Raw genomic sequence first — 25,491 nt, 5'->3', positions numbered from 1 at the left:
CCATCGTTTTTCAACACCAGGATTGAATATCGAAACCAATTCGACCCTGAAACGTTTTATTCCAATGAAGGAGGCAACATGTTTAAAAAAGGACTTTTCATCGTAACCGCTCTGATTTTTCTGTTCTCCGCTGTCGGCGTCACCTTTGCCCTGGAAAAAGGCAACGACCGCAAGGGCAAGTACACTTACCGCAAGGTCTACAAGGCCTGCAATGAACGCGGCGAAGTAAACTCCCCCAAACCGCCCATCAGCCCGGATGCCAAAACCCAGGCCCAGTGGACCCGCGTGTTCGAAAAAAAGGATTTCACCGATTTCGGCTGCAAAGCGGAGTGGGACAATCTTTCCGAAGCGGACCTCATGGACATTTATGCTTACCTGCACGACCATGCAGCGGACTCTCCCACGCCTGCCAAATGCAAATAGGCCTGGCTGGTTGTTAACCACCGCGGGTAACCCGACTCCCGATCGGGTTACCCGCAATCCCATGCAGGAGGAAAAAAACAATGCCCCATCGAATCATATCCGCGGCGTTCGCCATTCTCTTTATCATCAGCGCCCTTATCGGATGCGCCACTCAGCAGCCTGCGGCACCGGTCCAGGTAGCGGCCGACGCATCGGCCGAACCCGCCTTTGAACCGTTTCACGAGATTGTGGACATGGCCTTTGTCGCCGGGCACATCACCATTCCCATGGCGGAAAACGTCATGCTTATCGATGCCCGGCCCTACAAGCCCAAGTACATCCAGGGACACATCCCCATGGCCGTCAGCATCCCCGACAGCCAGTTCGACAAGATGATCGACAAACTGCCTGCGGATAAAAACAGCCTGCTGATCTTTTACTGCGGCGGCCTGAAATGCAAATTGAGCCACAAGTCCGCCATGAAAGCGGAAAAACTGGGGTACACCAACGTCAAGGTCTTTGCCGACGGCTACCCGGTGTGGATGGCGGATAAGGCGCACTACCCCGCGGTATCGGCCGGGTGGGTGAAAAGCCAGATCGACAAGGGTGCCGACATGGTGCTGGTGGACTCCCGGCCCAAAAAAGCCAAATATGACAAAGGGCACATTCCCTCGGCAATCAGCATCCCGGACACCTATTTCGACGATCAGAAGGACCAGTTGCCTTCAGACAAGAATCAACTGTTGGTCTTCTACTGCGGCGGACTTAAATGCAAGCTGAGCCACAAGAGCGCCGCCAAAGCCATTACCATGGGCTACACCAACGTCAAGGTCTTTGCCGACGGCTATCCGGCCTGGATGGCCTATGCGGGCAAAGCATCGACGGCGACCGTTGCCGCAACCGCCGCCATCAAGGGAGGCGTTGAGGAGGGCAGTATCGATCATGCCGAATTCCGTCGGATCGTCACCGAGAATCCCGAATCGATCTACCTGGTGGATGTTCGCGATGCGGATGAATTCAAAAAGGGCAGCCTGAAGACGGCCGTCAACATCCCGGTTGACGATCTGGAGGAAAAGATCAAGACCCTGCCCGCAGACAGGCCCATCGTCTTCATCTGCGGCACGGGAGCGCGCAGCGGCGAATCGTTTTACATGGTCCAGGATGTCCGGCCGGAACTGAAAAACGTCTTTTACCTGGACGGTGAAATGAGCTTCAACAAAGATGGCTCGTTCGACCTCAAAAAACCGATCTAAACCGATTATTTTCAGGACCCAAAAGGGGGAAACGATGAAGTCAACCAGAGGGCGCCATTTAACCGTGCCATGCACCCTGCTCCTGTTCATGCTCACGCTTCTTTGTACGCCCGCGGCCTTTAGCGCGACGAACGAAGAGACCGAGGATAAGGCGCCGGGCATTACCATGGCGGACCAGGCCACCAAAGAAAAAAAGCTGTGGATTACCACCGATCATTCCCGGCTCAAGGAGCTTCAAAAGGACTTCCGATCCGGTCCGGAAATCACCCAGGCCTGTCTCTCCTGCCACACCGAGGCGGCGGATCAGTTTCACAAGACCATCCACTGGACCTGGAAGGCCTATACCGACGACAAGGGCCGGGTTTTCGGCAAAGGCGGCGATTCCATCAATAACTTCTGCATTTCGACCGACCACATGCAGGACAAGGGCTGCCTGAACTGCCACCCCGGCTGGGGCACCAAAACCGAAGTCGTCAACTGCCTCAACTGCCACGGTCAGAAATCCATCAACTGGGAAGAGTCTTTCGAGGATCTGGAAGCATTCAAGGAATCCAAGGACCCCGATGAAAAGGAGATCGCCAATGAAATCCGCGGCAACATTCAGGCAGCCGTGCAGGCGGTGGTCCGCCCCGAACGCCAGAACTGCGGCGCCTGCCACTTTAAGGGCGGCGGTGGCGACGGGGTCAAACACGGCGACCTGGACACCTCGCTGACCAAACCCAACAAAGCCCTGGACGTGCACATGGGCAGCGACGGCCAGAACTTCGAATGCACCCGCTGCCACACGACCACGCTGCACAACATTGCCGGCCGGGTCTACACCAAACCGGCGGCGACGGAGCGCAAGAGTCTGATTGAAGATGACCTCACCACCAAGATCACCTGCGAGTCCTGCCACAGCAGCACGCCGCATAAATCCGATTCCAAGGCCAACGACCACACGGACAAGGTGGCCTGCCAGAGCTGCCATATCCCCGAATTTGCCCGGGTCAACCCCACCAAGATGTCCTGGGACTGGTCCCAGGCCGGCAAACTCAAGGACGGCAAGCCTTACAAAACGGAAGACGAATTCGGCAAACACGACTACATGTCCATCAAGGGGCAGTTCAAATGGGCCAAAAATGTCAAACCGGAGTACTTCTGGTACAACGGTTCCATCAGCAGCGTCACCGCCAAGGACCCCATCGACCCGGGCCAGGTCGTTCAGGTCAGCCATCCCTTGGGCAGCCGGGATGACGCCAATGCCCGCATCTTTCCCTTCAAGGTTCATCACAGTCGGCAGCCCTACGACAAGGTCAACAAGACCCTGCTCGGGCCCATGCTCTCCGGACCCGACGGCTACTGGACAACCCTGGATTGGAACCATGCCCTGACCGTAGGCAACGCCGCCTTGGGCATTCCCTTCTCAGGAGAGTTCGACTTCGTCGACACCACCTACGTCTTTCCCATCACCCACATGGTGGCACCCAAGGAAAACGTGGTCGCCTGCAACGAATGCCACACCCGCGACAACAGCCGCCTGGCCAGCCTGGCCGGATTCTACATGCCCGGGCGGGATCAGTCTTCACTGCTGGACTCACTGGGATGGATCCTGGTGCTGGGCCATCTGCTGGGGGTTGCCATCCACGGACTGACCCGGATGTTTACCAACGGCAGAAAGGAGGGCAAATAGCCATGTCTGTCAAGAAAATGATCACCATGTACCTGTACACCCGTTATGAACGCTTCTGGCACTGGCTGCAGATGGTCCTGATCTTCGTGCTGCTGCTGACCGGCTTCGAGGTCCACGGCAGCTTCCATTTCCTGGGCTTCGACGAGGCCGTCGAGGTTCACAACACTGTCGGCCTCACCTGGCTCGTTGCCTTCGCCTTTTTCATGTTCTGGGTCTTCACCACCGGTGAGTGGAAGCAGTACATCCCCACCACCAAAAAAATGTTCCAGGTGGTCCTGTACTACAGCTACGGCATATTCAGGGGCGAAAGCCACCCGGTACCCAAACGCAAAGAAGCTAAGCACAACCCCCTTCAGCGCCTGGTCTACCTGTCACTGGCCGCCTTCCTGCTGCCCGTGCAGATGGCATCGGGGTTTCTCTACTGGGGATACAACTCGTGGAAAGCCTGGGGAATTGACTGGCTTACGCTGGACACCCTCGCCTTCATCCATACGGCCGGGGCCTTCGCCATCTTATGTTTCATCATTGTCCATGTCTACATGACCACCACCGGCCACACCGTCACCGCCCACGTCAAAGCCATGATCACCGGCTGGGAAGATGTGGAAGAGGGTGAGGTGCAGGAGTGGGAGAAGGCAGGGACGAAACAACCCGCCGCCTGACGGCGGCAGCGCGCGCATTCCCCGCTGCCTGGGTGGGGTTTGCGCGTGCACTGGAAATCGATTTTCATCCTTACGGTAAATCCTCCCCCATGCCCCGGCGCCCGTTCGGGCCGGCCCGGGGCCTGCCCGATACTACTCCATCGTTTTGTAAAACTTTTGTAATTATACAGATTAATCATGTACTTTCAGGATGTTGTGCGATAGCGTACCGTCGATACGGTTCCTATTTTTCCTTATCGGAGGCGCAACATGCGAGAATCGTGCATCTATGCCATGCTGCGGACCATCAAAGGGCTCAGCCGGGTATTTTACCGATTCGATATCGACTGGGTCCATCAGCCCCCCGCCGACCCGTGGCGGCATCTCCGGCTGGTGGCCTTTCTCAATCATACCAGCCTTTACGAGCCTCTGTTCGTCGGCGGATTTCCCAACGAATTTATCAGACGCATCGCCTTTATGGGCCTCATGCCCGTAGCCGACAAAGCCACCCGTCGCCCCCTCATGGGATTTTTTTTCCGGATGGTGGCCAAAAATGTGGTCGCCATCACCCGCAAAAACGATCGCACATGGAACCAGGTCCTGGCCACCATGCAGCCGGATACCATGGTGATCATCATGCCTGAAGGCCGAATGATGCGGGCCAATGGCCTGGATAAAAGCGGCCGGCCCATGACCGTGAGAGGCGGGATCGCTGATATCGTTCGGAGCATCCCGGAAGGCCGGATGCTGATGACTTACAGTGCCGGCCTGCACCATGTGCAGATACCCGGCCAGCGTATCCCAAAACTATTCAAGACCCTGCGCATGCGGTTGGAAAGCATGGACATCGCCGACTATCGCAACCGGCTGATGGACCAGTATGGACCGGTCGGTTTCAAGAAAGCTTTGATCCGGGATCTTGAAAACCGCCGGGACCGCTATTGCTTTGGCCTGGAGCCGGCCTCCGCCCCGGTTTACGCAACCTCCCTTGGGTAATCCCCCTTACCGCCATATTTTCATCATCGCCGATATCGAGGGCAGCAGCGGCTGCGGCAGTTACCAGGCATCCTCTTTTCTCACCCAACCGTGGGCGCAGGCCTGTGCAGCCATGTCCCGGGATGTGGACGCGGTGGTAAGGGCGCTTTTCGAGGCCGGCGTCGACCGGGTAACGGTCAAAGACTTCCACCGCACCGGCTTCAATCTGCTGCCGGAAATGATCGATCCCCGTGCCCGCATCGACTGCGGCTATCAAAGGGGCCCGGTGCCAGGCCTCGGATCTCCCGGTGATGCCGATGCCGCGATGATGATCGGCATGCACGCGGCAGCGGGCACGCGGGGATTTTTGCCCCACACGCTGACCTCGCGTCTGGCATCTCTGGTTGTCAACGGCCGCCACCTCGCAGAGGTGGAGTTGTTTGCCGCATCCATGGCTCCTTACGACATCCCGGCCGTGTTCTTTTCCGGCTGCCCGGTGGCCTGCGCCCAAGCAGGCGAACGCATTCCTGGCATTCAGACTTTTGCCATCGACAAAAGCATCTCCCCGGAATCACTTGACGCGAACCGATGGCGAGGCGATCTGGCGCGGGCAGCGGTGGAATCTTTGGCCAACACCTCGGTGGCGCCCTATCGCCCTGCAGGTCCCTTTAACGCCCAGATCACCATCCGGGACGGACATCGTGCCGCCCGCCGGATGGCCGATCCGTGGGGTTTTAAACGAAACGGAGCGGCCGTTCGCATCGATGCGCCGGACGTTCACACCCTCTACCGCAGCCTGATCCGCCTGTGCTACCTGCCGCCGATGGTTGAAAAAACCCTTCCGTTGAGCCTTGCCCTCTACAATCTGGCCGGCCGCCTGGGCCGGCTGTGGGTCCGCCGCCAGTTAACGTCGAGGAATGAAGCGTAACGCAAACGTCGGATTCTTTAGGGAACCGTCGACATTGACACCGGCTTCGCCTTCCTCTATACCACGACGCAAGACCAGCGTGCCCGGAATAGGCCGGTCGCATGCGGGGCCATTACAACGGGAACAACCATGATCAGTATCGAAAACCTTCACAAAAGCTTTGGCGGCCGCGTGCTTTTCGACGGCGTCAGCTTCAAGATCAATTCAAAGGAGCGGGTGGGCCTGGTGGGACGCAACGGCCACGGCAAATCCACCCTGTTTCGCATCATCGTCGGCGAAGAAGGCTACGATGAGGGTGCCATCAGCATGCCCAGGGGATATCGCATCGGCTACGTGCAGCAGCACATTCAGTTCACCGAAAACACGGTCCTGGCCGAAGGCATGAAAGGGTTGATGGCATCGGAAAAGGATCACCACTGGAAGGTGGAAAAAATCCTGGCCGGGCTGGGATTCTCCGACGGCGACATGGTCAGAAGCCCCCATGATTTTTCAGGTGGGTTCCAGGTGAGGCTCAACCTGGCCAAAGTGCTGGTTTCGGAACCGGACCTGCTGCTGCTGGACGAACCCACCAACTACCTGGACATCACCTCCATCCGCTGGATCGAAAATTTCCTGCTCTCCTGGCCCCATGAACTGATCCTGATCACCCATGATCGGGGGTTCATGGACAAGCTGGTCACCCACACCGTGGGCATCCACCGTAAAAAGGCCAGAAAAATAGAAGGCAACACGGAAAAGTACTACGACCGCATCGCCCAGGATGAGGAGATCTACGAAAAGACCCGGCTAAACGATGAGCGCCGGGAAAAAGAAATCCGCCTGTTCATCTCCCGGTTCCGGGCCAAGGCCCGGCTGGCCAACATGGTCCAATCCCGCGTCAAAACCCTGGCCAAAATGGAAAAAAAGGACAAACTGGAGCAGGCCAAGAACCTGGAGTTCTCCTTTCGCAGCAAGCCTTTCAAGGGAAAGCAGGTGGCCACCGTGGAGAATCTCTCCTTTGCCTGGGGAGCAAGCCGCCCGCTTTTCGAAGACCTGGGTTTTTCCATTCTGGCCGGGGAGCGGATCTGCGTCGTGGGTAAAAACGGCAAGGGCAAGACCACCCTGCTCAAAGTGCTGGCCGGCAGCCTGACCCCGGGAGCGGGCCAGATCAATTATAACCCCCAGGTCGAGTCCGGCGTGTTCGAGCAGACCAACATCCAGAGCCTGGTGGACAGCCGCACCGTGGAGGAGGAGATCCTCTACGCCCAGCCGGACGTGGATCGCCAGAAAGCCCGCAACATCTGCGGGGCCATGATGTTCGAGGGCGACAGCGCCCTGAAGAAAATCGGCGTACTCTCCGGGGGTGAAAAAAGCCGGGTGATGCTGGGCAAACTGCTGGTGACCCCGGTAAACCTGCTGATGCTGGACGAACCCACCAACCATCTGGACATGGACGCCTGCGACGCCCTGCTGGCCGCCATCGACCTTTTCGACGGCGCGGTAATCATGGTCACCCACAATGAGATGTTCCTGCATGCCCTGGCCGACCGGTTGATTGTCTTCGATGACGCCGGTGCCCGCATGTTCGATGGCAATTACCAGGATTTCCTGGAAAAGGGCGGTTGGGGGGACACGGTGGCAATGACCCGTCGGGCTGATGATTCGGACGTCGACCGATCACCCGACCTTCCCCGTCTTACCAAAAAGGAACTGAGGCGCCTGCGATCGGAAATCATCACCGAAAAATCCAAGGTGCTCAAACCCATGGAAGACGCCATCGCCGCAGCAGAAGATGCAATTGAAAAAAATGAAACCCTGCTCGACCGGCTGAACCAGGAGATGGTTGAGGCATCGGAACAAGGCGATGGCGCTCGGATCGGCCCCCTCTCTCAAAAGATCCGCGCCTGCCAGGAAATCATCGAAACCCGTTTCGCCCAAATGGAGCAGATGGACGACCAGCGTCAGCGACTGGAAAAAAAATTTGAAAAACGCCTTGCCGAGCTGGAAGGATGAAATCCATTCTGCTGATCCATCCGCCGGTCACCAAGCCCTGCGAGCCCCCGGCAGGCCTGGCTAAACTGGCCTGGACGCTGAACGCCCAAGGGATCGACTGCCGGGTGTACGATGCCAGCATCGATGGCATCCTGGGGCTGCTCCACCGGCCGATAGCGGCCGAGGATACCTGGTCCCGCCGGGCACTGGCCGGCCGCGCGGCCAACATCGATTCCCTGAGGGCCTTGGACCTGTATCGCAATCGGGACCGCTACAAACGGGCCGTCATGGACACCAACCGGGTCCTTCACATGGCGGGCCTTGAATTCGATGCCGCCCTCTCCCTGTCCAACTATGGATCGCCAACCCTTTCTCCGGTTCGTAGCGCGGATTTAGTGCGGGCAGCCGAACAATTCGAATCCGACCCGTTCCATTCCATTTTCTCTAAAACGTTGGCGGGCCTTTTCGACCAGCGGGAGCCGGACATCGTCGGTCTGTCAATCAATTTCATGAGCCAGGCTCTGTGTGCCTTTGCCATGATCGGATTTATTCGCAAGCAGCTGCCCCGGGCAGCAATCGTCTGTGGTGGCGGGCTGGTGACGTCCTGGATGAACATCCCGAACCTCGGCAGCCCCTTTGGTGGATTGATTGACGAAATGGTTTGCGGCCCCGGGGAAAACCGCCTCATCGAGATGTGTACGGGCAGAAAAGGAATCCGGACGGCCGTTACCGGATATGATTATTCCTGGGATACTATGGACCGTTATCTGTCTCCGATGCGGGTGCTGCCCTACAGCACCTCCCGGGGGTGCTACTGGAAAAAATGCGCCTTCTGTCCGGAAACCGCTGAAGATGCACCTTACCTCACCGGCGCCCCGCAGGCGATGGTGGACGATCTGAGACAGGTGGCCGCACAAACCACGGCCGGACTGGTCCATTTTTTGGACAATGCCCTCTCGCCCCGGCTGCTGGGGCATCTGATCGACCATCCGCCCGACTTACCCTGGTATGGCTTTGCCAGGGTCACCCGCCACCTCACCGACCCCGATTTTGTCAGCGGATTGAAAACATCCGGATGTGTGATGCTGAAGCTGGGAGTGGAATCCGGGGACCAGGCAGTGCTGGACGCCCTTTCCAAAGGGATCGACATCGGTACGGTATCCAAGGCGCTCAAAACCATCCACGGGGCGGGCATCGCCACTTACGTGTATCTGCTCTTCGGGACACCGGCGGAAAATGAGAAGAGCGCCGGCAGGACGCTGGCCTTTACCCTCGCCCACGCCTCGTCCATCGATTTTCTCAACCTGGCCATCTTCAATCTTCCCGCCTACGGCCGCGAAGCGCATGGTTTGGAGACGATCGACTTCTATGACGGGGACTTGTCATTGTATCGGGAGTTTACCCATCCTCAGGGCTGGAGCAGGGACCGGGTGAGGCGGTTTTTATCCAAGGTGTTTAAACGACCGGCCGCAATCAAAGCGATTCTGAACAACGACCCGCCGTTTTTCACCTCCAACCACTCGCCTTTCTTTAATTTGCAACCAATCCGCCCACATATTTGTCGATGCCGGGATTGATGTGCTTGTCATTGCAGGGATTGCCGTTGAGGCCGCCCACGCATTGGGTCGATCCGAAATCAGAATTTATGAATGTATCAGCGCGATGGTCTGGAAAACCATCCAGGCGTTTAAGCTGAATTTATACCAAGCTGTCGACATCGATTCCGCCTCTCCAGGTTCCCGTGAGATGGCGAACAAACGAAATCCAGGGGAACTCCAAGCCCCTGTTCTTCGATCTTTCGATGTCAGTCAACCAATTCCTCGATTCACATTTCCCGTATAACCATTTTTTAAAAGCTGCCAGCCGGCAAACGTGCCTGCATGGATTCAATTCGCCATACCATTTAAAATTAATTCGGTGGTTCGGGGCAAACATCCCGCATTCCCTTTTTCGGTTGTAACGGATTTCAAGAGCCGGCGGCCGATCATGGCTCTTCGTGTTGACTGCGCAATTGCATTATGCAAGAATAGATATGCTATGCAGATGCATATTGCACGATTTGATCCAACGCTGAAGGATTGATCGCATGGCATATTTAAGAAAACGAGACGGCCAGGACGTTATTCTCGATTCAATCAACGAGGGCGTATTTACTATTAATCTGGACTGGCGCATCACCTCGTTTAACCGTGCTGCGGAGAGAACCACGGGTGTCAACCGCAAAAATGCCCTTCACCAACCCTGCCGAGACATCTTCCAGGCAAACATCTGTAAAAAAAACTGTGCCCTGAAACAAACCTTTGAAACCAGCCAACCCGTCGTGAATGCCAATGCCTTCATCGTAAACCACCAAGGGCAAAGGGTGCCTATCCGTATTTCAACGGCCATCCTTAGAAATGACGCCGGAGATATCATCGGCGGAGTGGAATCCTTTCAGGACCTCAGTCAGATCGAACAACTGCAGAAACAGCTGCATAGCAGATATACGTTTGGGGACATTATCGGCCGTGGCCCGGAAATGAGGCGATTGTTCGACGTGCTTCCGCTGATATCCAGAAGCAGCAGCAGCGTGCTGATTGAAGGCGCCAGCGGTACCGGAAAAGAGCTTTTTGCCCGTGCCATTCATGATTTATCTCCTCGGAAGAATCATCGGTTTATTCCGGTCAATTGCGCCGCACTGCCGGACACGCTGCTTGAAAGCGAATTGTTCGGCCACAAAGCCGGTGCCTTTACAGATGCCAAAAAAGACAAAGCGGGCCGCTTTATCCTTGCCCATAAAGGCACCATTCTCCTCGATGAAATTGGCGACATCTCACCGGCGATGCAAGTTCGTTTACTGCGGGTGTTGCAGGACAATCTTATCGAACCGTTGGGCGCTGAACACCCAATCCCTGTCGATGTCCGCGTGGTGGCGGCAACAAACAGGAACCTTTCCGATCTGGTTCAACGCGGCAGTTTTCGCAATGATTTGTATTATCGTATTCGGGTAATTCATCTGAAACTGCCGACCTTGCGTGATCGCCGGGAAGATATTCCCCTGCTGGTTCAACACCTGCTGGACAAATTCAACCGATTGCAGGGAAAGGATATAAACGGTGTTTCCGAAGAAGTGATGGCGCGGCTGATGGAACATGATTATCCAGGTAATGTACGTGAATTGGAAAATATCATGGAGCAGGCATTTGTGCTTTGCAGGGGAATTACCATTGAGTTGCGTCATCTTCCTCCGGAATTGCGTCTCCCCACAGCGGCAGGCACCCCTTCACCGAATCGCATGAGCCTCAAGGCGATGGAGAAATTTATGATTACAGAGGTCCTGTTGCGACATCATGGCAATCGGAATCAAGCCGCACGGGAACTCGGCATCAATCCCAGCACACTCTACCGAAAGATCAGAACCTATCGCATCCATGTGCCTGAAACGGATGGCCGCAGACGAAATAAATAATCGTGCAATATGCAATCCTGTAAAAAAACTGATTATTTTGCAAATCGGTTTCCCTCCCCATTATTTTCTTAACCAATTGTAATCGTAAGGTTAAACAGCACCACCGGTACGGTGGGAAAGCAATGGGCTGCTGACGAATGATGGCACATTTTTTGCTTTTTAGATTCGAGAGCCAATGGCATATGAAATAGCACTTCCCGCAGACCTGATGCCGGCGCTGATTGATTTATTAATCCTCACAGGGAGGTTTAATCCAATGGAAATGAGAAAAAGACATTTAGATCGGGAAACAAAAGATGTCATCTTCTCAATGGTAAAAGACCGGCCATGCACGATTCGACAAATTACCAGCGCCTTCAGCAACAAGAGCTATGAAGTCGTTAAGCTCCTTTCCGATATGGTGCGCCATGGTCAGGTAACGGTTAAGTCCACCAACGAGGGACTCTTTGTCGTCAGCGGCAATCCGAATCCTTAAAATTGAGGAAATCGAAAAAATCGGTTTCTCGACGGCTTCGTAAAAAGTTCGAGATCAAGGCTTGCAAATCCCGCGGAATGAGGCGTACTTACCTTACGTCGCATTGACGGGGGATGAAGCGTAACGCAGATATCAGACTTTTTACGAAGCCGTCAAAATTGGGAACAAAATGCGTCAGGCAGGATGTCCGTTTGCAATCAAAATACATCGGCGGTTGCGGATGGATGAGTGAAAAAGCGATCAGTATCTGATTCGTCTGTTATTGAAATTGCAACAGCGATAGGATTTCCAGCGGGTGGGTCACCAATGTCTGGCACCCGTTTTCCAGGAGTTCTTTAGGGCCCCTGAATCCCCATGCAACACCAACGGCATGCATGCCGGCAGCCGTAGCCGTCTTCATATCCACGGCGCTGTCCCCCACAAAAAGAAATGTTTGCGGCGCCAGGCCGATCTGCCGCGCGATGTCCAAGGCTGACGCCGGATCGGGTTTGACCGGGAAATGATCGTTCTGCCCCATGACCACTTTAAACGTCAGTTTGTCAAAATACGCATCCACATACCGGACGGTAAAGTCGTGAGGTTTGTTGGAAAGCACCGCCAACGGCAACCCCATTGTTTTCAGGCCGTCCAGGAGTTCGATGATGCCTTCGTATAACCGGGTTTTATTGTTCCAGTTCTCCCAGTAAATTTCCCTTGCCCGGCGGACACAGGCATCGACCAATTCCCCTGAACAGCCTTCGACAGGCAGCGCCCGAATGACCAGCATCTTGATTCCGTTGCCGATAAAACGCGTGTAGTCATCCGGGGTGTGACCGGGAAAGCCGTATTCCGCCAGCATGCAGTTCACCGAATCCCCGATATCCGCCAGGGTGTCCAGCAGCGTGCCGTCCAGGTCAAAGATAATGGCTTGAAAGCTTCTGGTGGGTCGATCGTCAGTGTTCATCTCGGTCTCCAGGCAACCCACGATATCCATCGATCCGTCAGGTTCTGCCAAAATAGGACAATCCTTTTATTATACCAGACAAAAGTGGGCGGCACCGCGCCCTCTCCCTTAAGAATGCGGCGCTACTATACCAAGGCGTTTGATTTTTCTTCGCAAGGTATTTTTGTCGATGTCGAGTTCACGGGCCGTAACCATCTTTTTCCACTGGTTCCTCTCCAGGGCTCGAACGATGGTACGCTTTTCCGCTTCTCTCAGGCTCAATCCTGTGGCAGCCAACGGCATACCGCCTTGCGGAACCACCCGTGCCGGCAGATGGTGCAGGCGGATCATTCCGTCCAGGCAGAGGACGAAGGCATGCTCGATGGCATTTTCAAGCTCACGGACGTTTCCCGGCCAGTCGTGAAGCATAAGCGCCGCCACTGCCTTTTGAGATATTCCGACGATCTTCTTCCCGCTGAGGTGATTGAACTGGTCGATAAAGTGATCCAACAACAGCGGGATATCTTCCTTTCTTTTAGAAAGTGGCGGCAGGGAAAGCTTGACAATGTCGATTCGGAAATAGAGATCGTCCCTGAATTTTCCCTCACTGACCAGTTTTTGAAGATTCTGATTGGTCGCCGTGATCACCCTGGCATTGGTTGCGCATGCCTTGGTAGCACCCAGCGGTTCATACACTTTTTCTTCGAGGACACGGAGCAGACGGCTCTGAACCGCCGGTGAGATGTCACCGATTTCATCCAGGAAAAGGGTTCCGTCCTGGGCCAGGGCGAAGCGGCCGGGTTTATCTTTCTTGGCGTCCGTGAAGGCGCCGGCCTTGTATCCGAATAGTTCGGATTCGCAGAGGCTATCCGGCAGGGCGCCGCAGTTGATGGCCACGAAGGGGCCATCCCTTACCGGGCTGTTATTATGGATGGCCCTGGCAACAAGCTCCTTGCCTGTGCCGCTATCCCCTTCGATCAACACGCTGCAATTGCTTTCAGCCACCTGGGGCAAAATGGAGAACAGGTCCTGCATTTTTGCGTTTTTGCTGACGATGTCTTCGAAAGAATGCTGTTTGCGGATGACTTTCCGAAGTTTATCGACCGCTGTCAGGTCCCGGAAGGTTTCGACCCCGCCGATGGTCCGGCCCCCGGCGTCCTTTAAAAGGGCGGTGGTCACACTGATGGGAATCAACTTCTTATCTGCCCGCAGGATGTATACCGGAAAGTTGATCACGGGTTGCTCCGTTTCGATGGTCTGCCGCAGAAGACAATTCTCCTCACAGACGTTTGCCCTCAGAACGTCAAAGCATGGCAGGCCGACTGCATCGTTTCGCGAAAATCCTGTAATTTCTTCCGCTGCGCGGTTAAACGAGGTAATGCTCATCTCCATATCAACCGTGAAAACCCCGTCGGCGATGCTGTCCAGAATGATCTGATGGTGTGCCTGTATTTGTTTTTTGGGAAAGTTCACGGCGTGCCCTCCTGAATCCGTTTGGGCCTGTGTTGCGTCCCGGCAGGCTTCCTGCCGTAGGAGAGAATCGCGATCCACATCAACCGGTGTATTTAATGATGCATCATAATCGTCCTGGAGAGGCGGTGTCAATCGCTCATCCTGCCCCGGGAAAAAGCATCTGCCAGTAAACACCCGTTGACACGCTCCGGTTCGGGGATGATCTGCCCCCGGCTCAACGCGAATAAGGTGCATTTTGTTCCCTTTATCCCCGACTGCCTGCGCGGCGTCCAATCACCAGCCTTTTTTTATAATGTCTTTTCAATTCATTAGAGGTCCATCTGCCCAGGCTTCGAATTCTGGCCCCGATCTTGCTATTTTGACTCTTTAAACCCTTTTTAATTAAGAATCAGCACGGCAGCGCCGACAATCGGCCTTCCGAAATCAGTGCTCGTCTGCCAGCCGAACGCCCTGTTCTACTCGTTTTCATATTGTCCAGCGAATATTTAAATACACCCGCGCCAGGGGGTAAGGGTAGCCGTGATCCGGATCGCCATACCCATATTCAGAAATAAAGTGTCACCCGTATTCGATTCCTGCACCCGGGTTTTTCTCGTGGATATTGAAGAGAAACGGGAGATCGACAGAAAAGAGATCTACCTCGATGCACTGGCATTGACCGAGCGGGTAACGATACTCCTCAAATCCGGTGTGGATACCATCATCTGCGGCGGGATCAGCGATGTGATGGAAAGCATGCTCATGGGCGCAAAAATCAACCTGATCAGCGATATCACCGGAGAAATCGACCAGGTTTTGAAGGCTTATCTGGAGAAAGGATTGGGCCAGATGCAGTTTCAAATTCCAGGTTTCAGCCCGGATTCACACAAAAAAGGCACCAACGCGAGGGAGCGAGACCATGAAAACCATTAAATTGAGCGCCATCGGGGTTGTGGTGGTGGGCTGCCTGCTTTTTTTGTCCGGCCCACCGGCTATTCGGTCAGCCGAAAACGAAAACCACTGTTTTACCTGCCATACCAACCCACGAAAGCTCATCGAAATAACCCGTGAAATCTCCAGGCTCGACACCAAAAAGCCAGGCGCCTCAAAAGAAACGAAAGGAGAGGGCTGAGGCGGAGACGTGACGCCGTTGGCGCCGCACGAAAAGATTTTTGTCGACAGCGAATTTGCCGAAGATGAAAACCACGGCGAAATGGGGTGTGAAGAATGCCATGGCGGCGACCCGGCTGAGCCGGACTGGAAAAAGGCCCATGTCGGGCTGGTCAAGGACCCCACCTTTCCGGATTCGTCGGAAACCTGTGGGACCTGCCATGAGGATATTGCCGAAAATTATCAAAGCAGCCTCCACATCAGCCTCTCTCCGTTCAAGAAAATAATCGACACACGCGCCAGCGACGACAAGGCGGTCTACGCCAAGGTCGACGCAGCCCGGGAGGCCCACTGTACATCCTGCCACAGCAGCTGCGGACAATGTCACATCAGCCGCCCGGAGGCGGTGGAAGGGGGCTTGCTGGAAGGCCATATCTTCCAGAAAAAGCCGCCCATGCATACCGTATGCACCGCCTGCCACGGCAGTCGGATCGAAAAAGAGTACATGGGAAAAAACAAAGGAATTCCACCGGACGTCCATAAAACGAAATACTTCAAATGCGGCAAATGCCATTCGGCGGAAGAGATGCACGGAGACGGAAAGGACTATGCCAATCGGTATGAAGTCGAAAACGCGCCCACGTGCGTGAGCTGCCATGAAACAATCTACACGGACGATTCGGAGAACGGAAAACAGCACCGGCAGCACAAGGACCGGGTCAGTTGCCAGGTCTGCCATTCCATGCCTTACAAAAACTGTGTCTCCTGCCATTTCGGCAGAGACAAACAGGGGTTGAAGTTTTTTAAAACCAAGGGGTCTACCCTGGAATTCAAGATCGGACTGAATCCCCTCCAGTCGGAGAAACGACCGGAGAAATTTGTTATCCTGCGCCATGTTCCGGCAGATCAGGGCGCTTTCAATTTTTACGTGGAAAACGGTCTGGCGAATTTCGACAAGCTTCCCACCTGGAAGCTGGCAACGCCCCACAACATCCAACGCAAGACGCCCCAAAACCATTCATGCAATGCCTGTCATGGCAAGGATACACTGTTCCTGCTCGAAAAAGACGTCAAGCCGGAATATCTCAATGCAAACAAAACCGTGATCGTTGCGGTGGAACAGGTTCCCGCGAAGGTATCTGAATAGGTTTGATGCAGCGCCAGGCAATGCACTGCCGGGAATAAAAGGAGAACGGGGCGTGCCCGCCCACCATAGGACGATTTGAATATAAAAGGAGGAAAAAATGAAACGATTGACCGGATTGACCTTAGCATTGGCTCTTGGCTTCGGACTGATCGTCGGTGGATGCGCGACCGCACCGCAAACGGATATGTCGGCCGACGACATGGTTCAAGAGGCCAAAAAAAACGTTTGTGAAATCACTGTGGCCGAGGCCAAGGAACTTCTCGACAAGGGCGAACACCTTTTTTTAGACTGTCGGGAACCCAAGGAATATAAAATGGGGCATGTCCCCGGAGCCATGAATATCCCCCGGGGGCTCCTGGAGTTTCAAATCGAGAAAAAGGTTCCCGACAAGAACGGAAACCTTGTAATATACTGCAAGTCCGGCGGACGTGGCTGTCTGTCGGCCTGTACCCTTTGCCGCATGGGGTATAAAAACGTAAAAAACATGGCCGGCGGCTGGAAAGCCTGGGAAAAGGCCGAATACCCCATCGAATAGAGCGGCGGGATGAAACCCGCCCGAATGATGCTATCGCAGAAACAGTATTTCCATCGGCGCACGCTCCAAGGTCCGGCAGCCGTTTTCGGTAAGTTTCGTCTTTAACCCTAAAAAGAAAAAGGTGGACTTCAGATAAATTGATAATCACGAATATGAATCGAAAATGGCCATGCACGACATGTTGTAGCATGGCCATTTTTTAGTAGGCATTGCAAATAATTTGGCGGGATAAAAGTTTTTAGCATTTGACAAAAACGAACAGTTTGGATATGGAATCCGACCAAAGGTGCCCGGAAGGGCTTGATAGGGAATTCCGTTAGAATCGGGAGCGGTCCCGCCGCTGTAATCGGGGACGAAATTTGCATTGCCACTGTTTCGAGTTTAAACGAAACGGGAAGGCGCAGAGAGTAGAATGATCCGAAAGCCAGAAGACCTGCCTTTTTAAATGCCGTAAAACCCACGATAGAAGGGATTCGGTAATATATCGACAGGGCCAAGAAAGCTGGGTGCAGCCCTTCATGCCAATATCTGCATGAAGGGCTTTTTTTATGCCGGTTAATGCCGCACCCGCACTGATAAAGCGATGGAGGATTTCTGGGCAGGAAGTCCTTCACCGCTTTATCCTTTTTAAGGGTCTTTGGTTGATCCGGCCTGATTATTTTAAGGGTCTTTGGTTGATCCGGCCTGATTATTCCGTTCGTAGGCCATGCCAATACATCCGGGGACCCTAGTTCTCCTGTTTTGCACACGCGATAATGAAGTCCGAAATTAACGAATAACCAATAGGAGGAATACCGTGAGAACAAAAAAATGGTGTGGAATTTTGATGGTTCTATTTTTCTTTTTGATTTCTGCAAATGGCCTTGCCTCCCCCAGCCATGGCAGTAAAGCGCCCAAAAAGGTCGGTATTCTTTTGGTTGCTTTTGGGTCAAGCGAAGCGTCCGCCCAGGTCTCATTTGAAAATATCGATAAGAAAGTTAAAGCCGCCTATCCCGACATCCCTGTGCATTGGGCATATACGTCGCACATTATCCGCGAAAAACTGGCCAAACAGGGCAAGAACCTGGATTCTCCGGCGGTAGCGTTGGCCAAGATGCAGGATGAAAACTTTACCCACGTGGCCGTCCAATCCCTGCATACCATCGGTGGAGAAGAATACCACGATTTGCGTCGTATCGTCGGGGCATTCAAAATAATGGGCGGATTCCAGAAAATCGTTTTAGGGTATCCGTTGATGTCCACGCAAGCGGATATGGAACGAATCGTCGATATCATTTTGAAAACGATACCTATCAGCCGAAAAAAAAGTGACGCCGTCGTCTTGATGGGACATGGAACCCCCCATCCATCCAATGCCTTTTATGCCGCTTTGATGTTCCAGCTCCAGCTCAAGGATTCAAACATCTTCGTCGGTACCGTGGAGGGATATCCAGATGTAGAGCTTATTAAAAGCCTGATGCTTCAGAAAAAAATCAAAAAGGCCTACCTGATACCTTTTATGTCGGTTGCTGGGGATCATGCCAAGAACGATATGGCGGGTGAGGAGTCAGACTCATGGAAATCGATCTTTTCCAAATCGGGCATCGACTGCCTCCCCATTCTCAAGGGAACTGCCGAATATGACGACTTTGTAAACATTTGGGTCGACCATATCCGCGGACCACTCAGTCATTTTGAATAGAAATCGAATCGGCAGCCATAACTGGAGAAAAAGAAGAGTAAAACACCAGCGCAACAACAGGAAATTGTCGGACCACCCTGTTGTTGCGTTTTTTAGGGTCCCGGGATTGCGTAAAATTCATGGCAACCCCTGGCGTGGAAAACCTAAAATATCATTTTCCCAATGCCATGCCGCTCGTTTGATAAATCATAGCGTGAAAACCTGCTCCGGCTTTAATGGCAGATTGTTTACGTTATCGTACCACCAATACCGGGATTCCCACCTTATGACGCACCGGATCAACTGTTTGCCCCCATATCAGGTCGCCGATCAAGCGGTGTCCGTGGGATCCCATAACCAGCATATCGACTCCGTGGGACTCGGCAAAATTAATCAATTCTTTGGAAGGATCACCCTGGGGAAGGGCGATTTCAACCGCAACCCCGGCAGCGCGGACCTCAGCGGCAATTTCGAGCAGGTATTGTTCATCCTCACGCGTGTGTTCGTCGTACACATCTTTCCGGTAGACCTGTGCCGGGGCGGAATCGGTCACATGGATCAGGGTAAGCAGCGCGCCCTCTGCTTGGGCCAACGATAGGGCGCGGCTGACAATCGTTGCGTCGCCGTCATCCCGGCCCAATGCCGCTGCAATATGTTTTGAATGATGCGTTTCGATTCCCTCGATGACCGCCACGGCGCCGGAAGGCTTCTCTTCTTTCCAGCTTTTTTGCCCACGCATCAGTGGAAGGACAATGATATACAAGAGAAACAATGATAATGCTGCAGCCATGCCAATCGTAAGCATCAAAACCAACAGGGGCGCACCCCCGTCGATCCATTCCATGATCTGATCAAACACCAATTTACCGTTCAAAGCGATGATGATGACAGAAGTGATCCACGCCAACACCTTGACCCATGATTTGCTGGAGAAGGAGCCCATTTTCAGTCTATCGCTGGTGAAATGGACCAGCGGAACAATGGCAAAGGGTAGTTGGAGACTGAGAATCACCTGGCTGAGAATCAGGAGTTTGTAAGTCCCTTCATCCCCTGAGACGGCAATGACCACAACGGCAGGCAGAAGTGCGATTGAACGCGTGATTAGGCGTCGCAGGTAGGGTCTCAGCCGAATCTTCACGAAACCTTCCATCACGATTTGTCCCGCCAGCGTACCAGTTAGGGTCGAGCTTTGGCCTGCCGCCAGCAGCGCCAACCCAAAGGCGATGGGGGCGGCATGCGTCCCGAGAAGTTGCTCAAGCAACTTGTAAGCCTGCTGAATCTCGGTGACGACGATCCCGTTACGATAAAAAACAGCGGCTGCAAGAACAAGGATCGCTCCGTTGACAAAAAAGGCCGCATTTAAGGCGATCACGGAATCGATGAAATTATACTTGCACGCCTGGGCTTTCGCATCGATGGTCCGCGACACCCGGCGCGTCTGCACCAGCGCGGAATGCAGATAAAGATTGTGGGGCATCACGGTCGCCCCGATGATCCCGAGAATAATGTACAACGAGCCCACGGGAAGGGAAGGCGTAAGTCCGGCCACAGCCGCTCCCCAATCCGGTTTCGCCAGAAACAGATTGATGATGAAACCACCGGCAATGACAGTAATCAGCGACAGAACGAATGCCTCCATCTTGCGCATTCCTAGCCTCTGGATCGCGAGCAGCAGGAAGGTATCAAACAGAGTTACCAGTGCTCCCCAGAGCAAGGGAAGTCCGAAGAGAAGATTCAAGCCCAGAATGGTGCCCAGCACTTCGGCGAGGTCGCACGCCGCAATCGCAATCTCACACAAAATCCAGAGGGCGAACGAGGCCGATTTTGAATATTCTGATCGACATGCCTGGGCAAGATCCTTTCCGGTAACAATCCCGAGGCGCGCAGATAATGTCTGCAACAGCACTGCCATCATATTCGACATCAGGATGACCCAGATCAGCGCATAGCCGAAGCGCGATCCCCCTTCCAGATCCGTCGCCCAATTGCCCGGATCCATGTAGCCGACGCTGACCAGATAAGCGGGTCCTGCAAAAGCAAATATTCGCTTTAACAACCTGGGGTGTTGGGTCTCGACAGAACGATGAACCTCTTCAAGAGATTTCCCATGGAAATGAGGCTCCGATTCAGCTTGATCAAACTGTTTTGTCTCCATTCTATCCAAAAATTCCCTTTTCTCTTACGAGATCGATTAACCCAAATTGAACGTTTCCATTTATTTGTAAGTGGCAACAATATGTCTGGTGCATCGCCAAACATCACCACCATCCAACAGTTTCGGCCATTGTGTGGGCTCCCGGAACGTGAACGGCGTCGGTCAGGCCAGTTTCGCGCCGAGAATACGCCAGCCGCGTCCTTTTACTTTCAGGCCATCGGGAACGCCATCCAGGATCGATCGTCTAAGGATTTCCAGCAGTCGGGTCTTAACGCCGTCACCGTGGGTAATAAGGCTCACCTCCCGCACCGGCACCGGCGATTCGAATGGACGCAACAACCCCTTGAACGCCGGCGGCAGATTCATGGCCGCCAGTTCGGGAAGCAGGGTGACCCCGTGGCCCGATTCGACAATACGCATCAGTCCCTCCAGGCTGCCACCTGCAAATCGCAGCCGTGGCAGCGCTTCATCGCGTATTTTCTGCGAGCCGGCACACAACTGGGAAACCTGCCCGTAAAGACAGTGGCCGCTGTCCAGCAGAATCATCTCATCCGGCGCGAGGTCCTCGGGTGACAGGCGCTTTTTATCGGCCAGCCGGTGGTTTGCCGACACATAGCCGTAAAAGGGCTCGTAAAACAGGGGCGATTCCCGGATGCGTTTATCTGCTAACGGCGTGGCGGCGATGCCCACATCCAGCCTGTCCCGGCGCAACCCCTCGACAATGTCCGCGGTAGGCCGTTCCTGAATGGTCACCCGAACCAGCGGATAGGATGTGAGCAAATCCGGTATGAACCGGGGCAGCAGGTAAGGCCCCAGGGTGGGAATGATGCCCAGGCGCAGTTCTCCCGACACCGTTTCCCGCTGCTCGCGGACGACCTCGACGATGCCACGGAATTCCCGTAGCGTCCGGTACGCCCGGTCAATGACGGCCTTTCCGATGGGGGTGGCCGAAACGGGTTTCCGGCCTCGATCGAACAGGGTTACCCCCAACTCCGCCTCAAGTTTTTGTATCTGCATGCTCAGGGTCGGCTGAGTAACAAAACACCGTGCGGCCGCTTCCGAAAAGCTCCCGTGGCGGTCCACGGCCACCAGGTATTCCAATTGAGTGTGGGTGATCATATTATATAAATAATTTTGATGTTAATATAATAATTATCGATTTGATTTATGTTATGGGCGTCACCATTATTTGTCAACATCGGATCGGCCTAATAGGAACGTAATCGACAGGAATAAACGACCCGGTGGGTATCCCAATGAGAAATAACAACCTGGAGGATTAATGATGAGCCATACACTGCCCACACTTCCTTACGCATACAGCGCCCTGGAACCCTATTTCGATGCCAGGACCATGGAGATTCATCACACGAAGCACCATCAGACTTACGTAGACAAACTGAATGCAGCCCTTAAGGGACATGAAACACTGCAGGACAAAAGCGCCGAAACCCTCTTGAAGGATCTCAATGCAGTTCCCGAAACCATCCGGACGGCCGTTCGCAATCACGGCGGGGGGCATGCCAACCATTCGTTCTGGTGGCCGATGTTGAAAAAAGATATGGCTTTCGGCGGGCCTGTGGCCGATGCCATTTCCAAACGATTCGGCAGCTATGAGAAATTCAAGGAAACGTTTTCAAACACTGCCGCCCTGCTTTTCGGCAGCGGGTGGACATGGCTGGTGCTGGACCAGGGCAATCTCGAGGTCGTGGCAACGCCCAACCAGGACAACCCCGTCAGCCAGGGAAAAATTCCGGTCCTGGGAATCGACGTCTGGGAGCATGCCTATTACCTGAAGTACCAGAACCGTCGGCCGGATTACATCGGCGCCTTTTTCAACGTAGTCAACTGGGATCGGGTGAACGATATTTATACCGCCGCCAAATAACCCTTAAAAGCAAGCGGTAACCTTCCGCGATAGGGCACCTCCCAGCGCACCGGAATCGCGGGTGGGAACCGCTCACCAGGCAACTCGGAAAAAGTGATGAGCCGGGTCGGGGTGAAGGCCGACGCGCAGGTAATGGCGTGTAAAATTCCAGTAATGCGGCAGGGCGGGTCAGGGTTCCACCAGGGGACGTCCGACTACCTGATTGCGCCCCGCGCCCTTGGCCTCGTAAAGCATGGTGTCGGCCTGCTGAAGCAATGCTTCCGGCTTGACCACGTCCTTTCGACCTTGTGGAAAAAACCCGGTAACACCGAAACTGGCGGTAACAGGAATGGAGCAGCCATCGAGCTGTGTCTCACAGCTTTGGACGGTTTTCCTGAGGCGCTCAGCCAGAACCATGGCCCCATCCAGATCCGTTTCCGGCAGGACGACGAGAAACTCTTCTCCGCCGTACCGCCCCGCCCAGTCCACCTGCTGCCGGATGACCGAGGTGAGGCACCGGACGAATTCCTTGAGCACCGCATCCCCGGCCAGATGGCCATATGTATCGTTGACCTTTTTGAAATGATCGATGTCACACATGATCAAGGAGAAATCACGACCGTAACGGTTGGCCCGGCGGATCTCCTGGGGCAACCGCTCGTTGATATAACCCCGGTTGTAAATACCGGTCAACGGATCGGTGATGGACAGGAGGTGGATCTCATCGACGGCAGCCTTCAGAGACTTTTCCAGCTCCAGGATGCGGATGCCGGTTTTGATGCGGGCCACCAGCTCGGCATAGTGGGCCGGCTTGGTGAGATAGTCGTCTGCGCCGGCACTTAACCCTGAAATAATGTCGTCCTTTGAGCCTTTGGACGTAAGCATGATGATGAAAACATAGCGGTTCGGATTCTCCTCCCGGATGGCCCGACACAATTCCGGCCCTTCCATTTCCGGCATCTGCCAATCCGTCAACACGATGGGAAAAAACTGCTGGCGGAACAGATCAAGGGCTTTGCGTCCGTTTTCCACCGTGGTCACCGCAAACCCCTCTTTAACCAGAATTTTCTCGAATAAGCGCCGCGAAATGGGATCGTCTTCAGCTAGGAGTATGGGATAAAATTCGGGATTGCTTTCCATCAGGTTGCCTTATCCGAAAAATGGGTACCCACGATTCCTTCGCTGTCAGTAGGTGAAGGTTCACTCGTGCAGGAAAATAGATATATCAAACCCATTATCGAATAACAACCATTGAAGCGAGGTCACCCCATCCATTGGATAAGGGATAGCATCCACAGGTCCGGGTTCAGACCTGGCAGGCGGAAGCCATAACCGGAAGCGCTTCACCCTTCCTGGTATTTTTTCCCCAGCGGATCCTTGCCATCCGGGAACATGGCGATGAGGCTCGAAGCGGTCCGTTTCCGCTATCGGCAAAAAATTCATCCCTTTGCGGGTTAACCGGCTGGTTAAAATGAATAGAGCCATGCCGGCCGACCGCTTGTCGATGGTTTGGCTTTCATGGCTCGAATTGAAATGTTGCTGATTGAAGTATTAGCTGAAGTGGGTATCCGTCATCTTCCCAATGACAGAATAATCCTTTCTTAAATGAAAACCGCCTGTCTGTAAAAAGCTTTTTTCTTCAAGACGGTTTCAATCATGCGAATGATCGTGCGGCTTCTTGTCATGCCCGGGGTGATCATGGTCATGGGGCCCGTGCTCGCCGCTGTGATCGTGGCCGTGGTTATCCTTTGCCCCCGCATGGCTGTGGGGGTGGCTGTGTTCATGGTCGTGTTCGTGGGCATGGGCGTGTTCGTGGGCATGGCTGTGGCTTTTGTCGCCGTGCTTGTGGGGATGCTCGTGCTGGTGTGTGTGCTCATGGGCATGCTGGTGTTCGTGTTTATGGTCGCCTTCCATGGTTCCCTCCTTGCTTTTCGGGTTGTCGTGAATATTCCGTGCCGGAATATGGATTTATTACAAGATAATAATACCGCCGTCCATTTGATGCATCAAGAAACTAACAAACCATTTCCCACGAATGCCGCGACGATAGTCCTTTCGATGCGGCAGTCATCGTTTGCGGCTGATAATCATTCTTGAATCGAGGCGGTCTCCGAATATGGACAATGGAGGTGCAGCGAATTCGTGGCTTTTTTGTTTGGCTCAACGGACAAACAGGCGTTAGCGGCCTTTTCAAAACGTCAGGTTTTCCTTCTGCATCTGTTCAACGGGTAGGTCACCGACACGGCGCTGGCCATGGCCAGACTCTCGGGATCGAGATAATGCTCGGCCTGCTTCTGAAAGAGCGCTGTTCCGAAAGCCGGGAAGTCCTCGTCGCCGTCATTGAACAGCGGCAGCCCAATCCGTGGCAGGGCTGTGAAGCGCATTACCAGATCGTAGGAAAACACGCCATCCTCGCGGACACCCCCCAGTTTCGCGCCGGCCTTGAACAGGGGATCGATGCCGCCGGCGAACGCCGTAACGACAGATCGTTCCGTATCGCTGGCGAAATAGTTGACATTGGTGAAGGGGGACGCTTTTTTAAAATCCCGGAAGGCGCACCAATTTTCATCGCGATGGATTCGCGCCGGACAGCCAAGGATGTATCTGGCCAGGATGACACAGGCCCCGTATGACGGGGCCGCACCTGAATCGTCGACAAAGCCCTCCTTGGCAATCAAAACCGCCTGCCCGAAAAAAGGCGCGGTGAACCGTTTACCCCTTGATTCCAGCCCAAGAAGGGGAGCCACGGATGCCAGATCGAGATCGGCAATCTGGCCGAGATAATTTCGATAATATTTTTCAAAAACATCTGAGGTCTGAGCCCCTGTTTCCATCTTTTTTCCCCGGCCATAAGTAAGACTGGCGTCTGAAAACCGCT

Annotated in this window: 23 protein-coding genes and 1 riboswitch; of the genes, 17 read left to right on the top strand and 6 right to left on the bottom strand. The window is 54.2% G+C overall.

What is annotated here, in order from left to right; genetic code table 11:
• Positions 1 to 78 precede the first annotated feature (78 nt).
• The 10 genes from ACHZBS_RS17120 (at position 79) to ACHZBS_RS17075 (ending at position 11,765) form a co-directional block, all read left to right on the top strand.
• On the top strand, positions 79 to 423 hold the full coding sequence (locus tag ACHZBS_RS17120) for a cytochrome c family protein (RefSeq protein ID WP_319407734.1): 345 nt from the start codon (positions 79 to 81) through the stop codon (positions 421 to 423).
• Positions 424 to 503: 80 nt separating this feature from the next.
• Positions 504 to 1,655, top strand: coding sequence for a rhodanese-like domain-containing protein (locus tag ACHZBS_RS17115; RefSeq protein ID WP_319407733.1), 1,152 nt, complete (start codon positions 504 to 506; stop codon positions 1,653 to 1,655).
• Positions 1,656 to 1,689: 34 nt separating this feature from the next.
• Positions 1,690 to 3,327 (top strand): tetrathionate reductase family octaheme c-type cytochrome, encoded by a 1,638-nt coding sequence (locus ACHZBS_RS17110; protein ID WP_319407732.1) that lies wholly within the window; start codon positions 1,690 to 1,692, stop codon positions 3,325 to 3,327.
• Between the two features lie 2 nt (positions 3,328 to 3,329).
• Entirely contained in the window at positions 3,330 to 3,989 is a 660-nt protein-coding gene (locus ACHZBS_RS17105) for a cytochrome b/b6 domain-containing protein (RefSeq protein ID WP_319407731.1), read from the top strand.
• Positions 3,990 to 4,238: 249 nt separating this feature from the next.
• Entirely contained in the window at positions 4,239 to 4,964 is a 726-nt protein-coding gene (locus ACHZBS_RS17100) for a hypothetical protein (protein WP_319407730.1), read from the top strand.
• Positions 4,957 to 5,871 (top strand): M55 family metallopeptidase, encoded by a 915-nt coding sequence (locus ACHZBS_RS17095; RefSeq protein WP_319407729.1) that lies wholly within the window; start codon positions 4,957 to 4,959, stop codon positions 5,869 to 5,871. The genes ACHZBS_RS17100 and ACHZBS_RS17095 overlap by 8 nt, the downstream gene beginning before the upstream one ends.
• Before the next feature lie 129 nt (positions 5,872 to 6,000).
• The gene (locus ACHZBS_RS17090; protein ID WP_319407728.1) at positions 6,001 to 7,863 is read left to right on the top strand and encodes an ABC-F family ATP-binding cassette domain-containing protein; all 1,863 of its coding nucleotides are present in this window, start codon (positions 6,001 to 6,003) and stop codon (positions 7,861 to 7,863) included.
• Positions 7,860 to 9,419, top strand: a complete 1,560-nt coding sequence (locus ACHZBS_RS17085) for a radical SAM protein (RefSeq protein ID WP_319407727.1) — start codon at positions 7,860 to 7,862, stop codon at positions 9,417 to 9,419. Before ACHZBS_RS17090 ends, ACHZBS_RS17085 begins: the two co-directional genes overlap by 4 nt.
• Positions 9,420 to 9,928: 509 nt before the next feature.
• The gene (locus ACHZBS_RS17080; RefSeq protein ID WP_319407726.1) at positions 9,929 to 11,290 is read left to right on the top strand and encodes a sigma 54-interacting transcriptional regulator; all 1,362 of its coding nucleotides are present in this window, start codon (positions 9,929 to 9,931) and stop codon (positions 11,288 to 11,290) included.
• A gap of 175 nt (positions 11,291 to 11,465) precedes the next feature.
• Positions 11,466 to 11,765 carry a hypothetical protein gene (locus ACHZBS_RS17075; RefSeq protein WP_319407725.1) on the top strand — a complete coding sequence of 100 codons (300 nt, stop codon included), beginning with the start codon at positions 11,466 to 11,468 and terminating at the stop codon, positions 11,763 to 11,765.
• A 259-nt stretch (positions 11,766 to 12,024) separates the two neighbouring features.
• On the opposite strand, the gene ACHZBS_RS17070 is transcribed toward ACHZBS_RS17075, so the two are convergent.
• Together ACHZBS_RS17070 and ACHZBS_RS17065 are read right to left on the bottom strand one after the other, a co-directional pair.
• Positions 12,025 to 12,759 (bottom strand): HAD family hydrolase, encoded by a 735-nt coding sequence (locus ACHZBS_RS17070; RefSeq protein WP_319407724.1) that lies wholly within the window; start codon positions 12,757 to 12,759, stop codon positions 12,025 to 12,027.
• A 57-nt stretch (positions 12,760 to 12,816) separates the two neighbouring features.
• The gene (locus ACHZBS_RS17065; RefSeq protein ID WP_319407723.1) at positions 12,817 to 14,160 is read right to left on the bottom strand and encodes a sigma 54-interacting transcriptional regulator; all 1,344 of its coding nucleotides are present in this window, start codon (positions 14,158 to 14,160) and stop codon (positions 12,817 to 12,819) included.
• Between the two features lie 519 nt (positions 14,161 to 14,679).
• On the opposite strand from ACHZBS_RS17065, the gene ACHZBS_RS17060 reads away from it, so the two are divergent.
• From ACHZBS_RS17060 to ACHZBS_RS17040, 5 genes are all read left to right on the top strand, one after another.
• Positions 14,680 to 15,072 carry a NifB/NifX family molybdenum-iron cluster-binding protein gene (locus tag ACHZBS_RS17060; protein ID WP_319407722.1) on the top strand — a complete coding sequence of 131 codons (393 nt, stop codon included), beginning with the start codon at positions 14,680 to 14,682 and terminating at the stop codon, positions 15,070 to 15,072.
• Positions 15,059 to 15,271, top strand: a complete 213-nt coding sequence (locus ACHZBS_RS17055) for a hypothetical protein (RefSeq protein ID WP_319407721.1) — start codon at positions 15,059 to 15,061, stop codon at positions 15,269 to 15,271. Before ACHZBS_RS17060 ends, ACHZBS_RS17055 begins: the two co-directional genes overlap by 14 nt.
• Positions 15,272 to 15,289: 18 nt before the next feature.
• The gene (locus ACHZBS_RS17050; protein WP_394708007.1) at positions 15,290 to 16,396 is read left to right on the top strand and encodes a multiheme c-type cytochrome; all 1,107 of its coding nucleotides are present in this window, start codon (positions 15,290 to 15,292) and stop codon (positions 16,394 to 16,396) included.
• Between the two features lie 97 nt (positions 16,397 to 16,493).
• Positions 16,494 to 16,931, top strand: coding sequence for a rhodanese-like domain-containing protein (locus tag ACHZBS_RS17045; RefSeq protein ID WP_319407719.1), 438 nt, complete (start codon positions 16,494 to 16,496; stop codon positions 16,929 to 16,931).
• A gap of 267 nt (positions 16,932 to 17,198) precedes the next feature.
• A riboswitch (cobalamin riboswitch) is annotated at positions 17,199 to 17,387 on the top strand.
• Between the two features lie 340 nt (positions 17,388 to 17,727).
• Positions 17,728 to 18,612, top strand: a complete 885-nt coding sequence (locus ACHZBS_RS17040) for a sirohydrochlorin cobaltochelatase (RefSeq protein WP_319407718.1) — start codon at positions 17,728 to 17,730, stop codon at positions 18,610 to 18,612.
• Between the two features lie 232 nt (positions 18,613 to 18,844).
• Here ACHZBS_RS17040 and ACHZBS_RS17035 read toward each other — a convergent pair whose 3' ends face one another.
• Both ACHZBS_RS17035 and ACHZBS_RS17030 read right to left on the bottom strand, forming a co-directional pair.
• Positions 18,845 to 20,746, bottom strand: a complete 1,902-nt coding sequence (locus ACHZBS_RS17035) for an Nramp family divalent metal transporter (RefSeq protein ID WP_319407717.1) — start codon at positions 20,744 to 20,746, stop codon at positions 18,845 to 18,847.
• Positions 20,747 to 20,908: 162 nt separating this feature from the next.
• A complete protein-coding gene (locus ACHZBS_RS17030; RefSeq protein ID WP_319407716.1) occupies positions 20,909 to 21,865 on the bottom strand; it encodes a hydrogen peroxide-inducible genes activator in 957 nt (318 codons plus the stop codon).
• A 163-nt stretch (positions 21,866 to 22,028) separates the two neighbouring features.
• Between ACHZBS_RS17030 and ACHZBS_RS17025 the strand changes: the two genes are divergently transcribed.
• Positions 22,029 to 22,634, top strand: coding sequence for a superoxide dismutase (locus tag ACHZBS_RS17025; protein ID WP_394708006.1), 606 nt, complete (start codon positions 22,029 to 22,031; stop codon positions 22,632 to 22,634).
• 168 nt (positions 22,635 to 22,802) lie between these two features.
• Here ACHZBS_RS17025 and ACHZBS_RS17020 read toward each other — a convergent pair whose 3' ends face one another.
• The gene (locus tag ACHZBS_RS17020) at positions 22,803 to 23,753 is read right to left on the bottom strand and encodes a diguanylate cyclase (protein ID WP_319407715.1); all 951 of its coding nucleotides are present in this window, start codon (positions 23,751 to 23,753) and stop codon (positions 22,803 to 22,805) included.
• Positions 23,754 to 24,269: 516 nt separating this feature from the next.
• Between ACHZBS_RS17020 and ACHZBS_RS17015 the strand changes: the two genes are divergently transcribed.
• Complete coding sequence (locus ACHZBS_RS17015; RefSeq protein WP_319407714.1) at positions 24,270 to 24,710, top strand: hypothetical protein; 441 nt, start codon at positions 24,270 to 24,272, stop codon at positions 24,708 to 24,710.
• A gap of 101 nt (positions 24,711 to 24,811) precedes the next feature.
• Here the strand turns inward: ACHZBS_RS17015 and ACHZBS_RS17010 are convergent, their stop codons facing one another.
• Positions 24,812 to 25,447: a DUF3786 domain-containing protein gene (locus tag ACHZBS_RS17010; protein WP_319407713.1), complete on the bottom strand. Its 636-nt coding sequence runs from the start codon at positions 25,445 to 25,447 to the stop codon at positions 24,812 to 24,814.
• Positions 25,448 to 25,491 lie beyond the last annotated feature (44 nt).

It is taken from the genome of uncultured Desulfosarcina sp. (assembly GCF_963664155.2).
Taxonomy (GTDB): Bacteria; Desulfobacterota; Desulfobacteria; order Desulfobacterales; family Desulfosarcinaceae; genus Desulfosarcina.
The sequence above is the reverse complement of the archived record's forward strand: the minus strand, read 5'-3'. Positions and strand labels throughout refer to the sequence as shown.

Coding starts and splice junctions, on each gene's coding strand:
- ACHZBS_RS17025 (WP_394708006.1), top strand. CDS start 22,029: ATGATGAGCCATACACTGCCCACACTTCCTTACGCATACAGCGCCCTG.
- ACHZBS_RS17080 (WP_319407726.1), top strand. CDS start 9,929: ATGGCATATTTAAGAAAACGAGACGGCCAGGACGTTATTCTCGATTCA.
- ACHZBS_RS17115 (WP_319407733.1), top strand. CDS start 504: ATGCCCCATCGAATCATATCCGCGGCGTTCGCCATTCTCTTTATCATC.
- ACHZBS_RS17055 (WP_319407721.1), top strand. CDS start 15,059: ATGAAAACCATTAAATTGAGCGCCATCGGGGTTGTGGTGGTGGGCTGC.
- ACHZBS_RS17090 (WP_319407728.1), top strand. CDS start 6,001: ATGATCAGTATCGAAAACCTTCACAAAAGCTTTGGCGGCCGCGTGCTT.
- ACHZBS_RS17045 (WP_319407719.1), top strand. CDS start 16,494: ATGAAACGATTGACCGGATTGACCTTAGCATTGGCTCTTGGCTTCGGA.
- ACHZBS_RS17020 (WP_319407715.1), bottom strand. CDS start 23,753: ATGGAAAGCAATCCCGAATTTTATCCCATACTCCTAGCTGAAGACGAT.
- ACHZBS_RS17100 (WP_319407730.1), top strand. CDS start 4,239: ATGCGAGAATCGTGCATCTATGCCATGCTGCGGACCATCAAAGGGCTC.
- ACHZBS_RS17110 (WP_319407732.1), top strand. CDS start 1,690: ATGAAGTCAACCAGAGGGCGCCATTTAACCGTGCCATGCACCCTGCTC.
- ACHZBS_RS17085 (WP_319407727.1), top strand. CDS start 7,860: ATGAAATCCATTCTGCTGATCCATCCGCCGGTCACCAAGCCCTGCGAG.
- ACHZBS_RS17015 (WP_319407714.1), top strand. CDS start 24,270: ATGCGAATGATCGTGCGGCTTCTTGTCATGCCCGGGGTGATCATGGTC.
- ACHZBS_RS17105 (WP_319407731.1), top strand. CDS start 3,330: ATGTCTGTCAAGAAAATGATCACCATGTACCTGTACACCCGTTATGAA.
- ACHZBS_RS17010 (WP_319407713.1), bottom strand. CDS start 25,447: ATGGAAACAGGGGCTCAGACCTCAGATGTTTTTGAAAAATATTATCGA.
- ACHZBS_RS17120 (WP_319407734.1), top strand. CDS start 79: ATGTTTAAAAAAGGACTTTTCATCGTAACCGCTCTGATTTTTCTGTTC.
- ACHZBS_RS17030 (WP_319407716.1), bottom strand. CDS start 21,865: ATGATCACCCACACTCAATTGGAATACCTGGTGGCCGTGGACCGCCAC.
- ACHZBS_RS17075 (WP_319407725.1), top strand. CDS start 11,466: ATGGCATATGAAATAGCACTTCCCGCAGACCTGATGCCGGCGCTGATT.
- ACHZBS_RS17035 (WP_319407717.1), bottom strand. CDS start 20,746: ATGGAGACAAAACAGTTTGATCAAGCTGAATCGGAGCCTCATTTCCAT.